At 41.7% G+C, this 1,865-nt stretch carries 4 protein-coding genes; all 4 read left to right on the plus strand.

All coding sequences use genetic code 11. From position 1 onward, the window contains the following. The first annotated feature begins 457 nt into the window (after positions 1 to 457). The 4 genes from PX484_RS14230 (at position 458) to PX484_RS14245 (ending at position 1,850) form a co-directional block, all read left to right on the plus strand. A complete protein-coding gene (locus PX484_RS14230) occupies positions 458 to 670 on the plus strand; it encodes a type II toxin-antitoxin system HicB family antitoxin (RefSeq protein WP_149973724.1) in 213 nt (70 codons plus the stop codon). Then, positions 667 to 891, plus strand: a complete 225-nt coding sequence (locus tag PX484_RS14235; protein ID WP_002803537.1) for a type II toxin-antitoxin system HicA family toxin — start codon at positions 667 to 669, stop codon at positions 889 to 891. The genes PX484_RS14230 and PX484_RS14235 overlap by 4 nt, the downstream gene beginning before the upstream one ends. A gap of 77 nt (positions 892 to 968) precedes the next feature. Then, positions 969 to 1,241: a type II toxin-antitoxin system RelB/DinJ family antitoxin gene (locus PX484_RS14240; protein WP_012264434.1), complete on the plus strand. Its 273-nt coding sequence runs from the start codon at positions 969 to 971 to the stop codon at positions 1,239 to 1,241. A 363-nt stretch (positions 1,242 to 1,604) separates the two neighbouring features. Then, positions 1,605 to 1,850, plus strand: a complete 246-nt coding sequence (locus PX484_RS14245) for a type II toxin-antitoxin system HicB family antitoxin (protein ID WP_002766798.1) — start codon at positions 1,605 to 1,607, stop codon at positions 1,848 to 1,850. The last annotated feature ends 15 nt before the right edge of the window (positions 1,851 to 1,865 follow it).

The following is a 1,865-nucleotide window of genomic DNA, read 5'->3' on the forward strand; positions in this document are numbered from 1 at the left end:
CTATTCTCGCTTTCCAGTCGATCCAGAAGGCTCGCTAAATTTTCTTGAGCTTGAGTGTAGGTAGTTTGGATAGAAAACATAAGGCGAGGGCAACGAGTTGATTCGATTTTAGCTTATTTCATCAACTGAGAAAACGGGTTTTTTAAAGAAACCCGTTTTCTGGACTTAGGGCGATCGATCTTCACTCCTACCTCATCCCAGAATAATTGACGAAAAACATCGATAAAACCCTATATAATCGCTTAAAACAGCGATACTTGACAAAATCGGGGGGGATAGGCTTTTGGATAGAATTTACCAAAAGACAGGACTTGGTTCCCTAATCCGTGCCATAGAAAACGGGTTTCTTTGAGAAACCCCTTTTCTGGAATAAGCCGCGATCGCTAGGAGTTGCTAACTCGCGCTAGACTGGATTCAAATAATTAACTTCCAATCAATTCAAAGCAAGGACAAACCCATGAAATATCGCGTCTTAATTGAGCAAGATGAAGATGGCATTTATGTGGCTGAAGTTCCCTCCCTACCCGGCTGTATTTCTCAAGGCAATACCCGGGAAGAGTTACTCGCCAACATTCAGGAAGCAATTGCTTTATATCTAGAAAGCCTAGAAGCGCACAATGAACCGATTCCACCACCAATTTCTGAGGAACTGGTAGAGGTTGAATTATGAGTGAACTTCCTTCTATCGCTGGTCGCCAAGTGGTTAAAGCACTAGGCAAGATTGGCTACGAATTAGATCGGCAGCGAGGAAGTCATATCATACTCAGACAAAAAGCCTATCCCTATCGACGCATCACCATCCCTGACCATCGAGAAGTGGCTAAGGGAACACTGAGATCTATCATTCGTCAAGCGGGATTGACAGTGGCAGAGTTTAAAACTCTCCTTTAGCTTGATTTGCCAGAGTCGAAACAACCGCTCATAAATCGCCAATTCAAAAATATACTATTAAACAATGTAAACGCTATATGAGTCAAGCTGCTGCTGCAATCAATACTAAACTAATTGATTCCCTTGCTCAAATTATCCTTTCCTTAACTGACGAAGAACAACAGCTTCTCCTACAAAAAATCCAGCATCCAGCCTTATCTGATGTCGATTGTCATCAAGGTTTTCCCTTTGATGTTCAAATTCCTAATACAGAAACGCTCGCCGCCATTGAAGAAGTAGAAAAACATCCTGAGCGTCTTAAGCGTTATACTAGCGTTGGGCAGATGTTCGAGGATTGGAACAGTGATTAAGACAACCCAAGTGCCGATTCCTGCCTTGATGCGTAGTGTCGAAGAAATTAAACTTGAATGGAGTTAAATATGGATTTTGTTCCTCAGCTTCCCCGGGATTCTGATCAACTTAAGCAAACTTTGGCAAAAGCACACCGCAATTGTCAAGAGATGGAATTAGTTGGATTACAATGAGAAGAAGCGATTAGTCGCTTAGAAGCGGAAAATCGTCAAAGACGAAGACAACAGCTAGAAAACCTAGAAAACGGGTTTCTTTGAGAAACCCGTTTTCTGGAGAAACAGGGCAAAATTATCGCCAAGTTCAAAACAACTGATCATCAAATCGACAATCTTCGAGACAATAACTGAGCTTTATTCCTGTCAATGATGCTAACAAAATATCTAAAACAAGCAATGGAACTGGCAACCTATGAAGTTCTAGAAGACGGTACTTTTTATGGAGAAATTCCGGGATTTGAGGGAGTATATGCTAATGAAACAACCCTCGAAGCTACTAAGGAACAGTTACAGGAAGTTTTGGAAGGCTGGGTTATTTTAGGACTACGCTTACAGCATCAGTTACCGATTATTGACGGTATCAATCTAACCCCTCAACAAAAAATCGCCTGATGCCACCTTTTGCCC

The sequence above is a fragment of the Microcystis sp. M49636_WE2 genome (genome assembly GCF_030065375.1).
Lineage (GTDB): Bacteria > Cyanobacteriota > Cyanobacteriia > Cyanobacteriales > Microcystaceae > Microcystis > Microcystis aeruginosa_C.

Coding starts and splice junctions, on each gene's coding strand:
- PX484_RS14230 (WP_149973724.1), top strand. CDS start 458: ATGAAATATCGCGTCTTAATTGAGCAAGATGAAGATGGCATTTATGTG.
- PX484_RS14235 (WP_002803537.1), top strand. CDS start 667: ATGAGTGAACTTCCTTCTATCGCTGGTCGCCAAGTGGTTAAAGCACTA.
- PX484_RS14240 (WP_012264434.1), top strand. CDS start 969: ATGAGTCAAGCTGCTGCTGCAATCAATACTAAACTAATTGATTCCCTT.
- PX484_RS14245 (WP_002766798.1), top strand. CDS start 1,605: ATGATGCTAACAAAATATCTAAAACAAGCAATGGAACTGGCAACCTAT.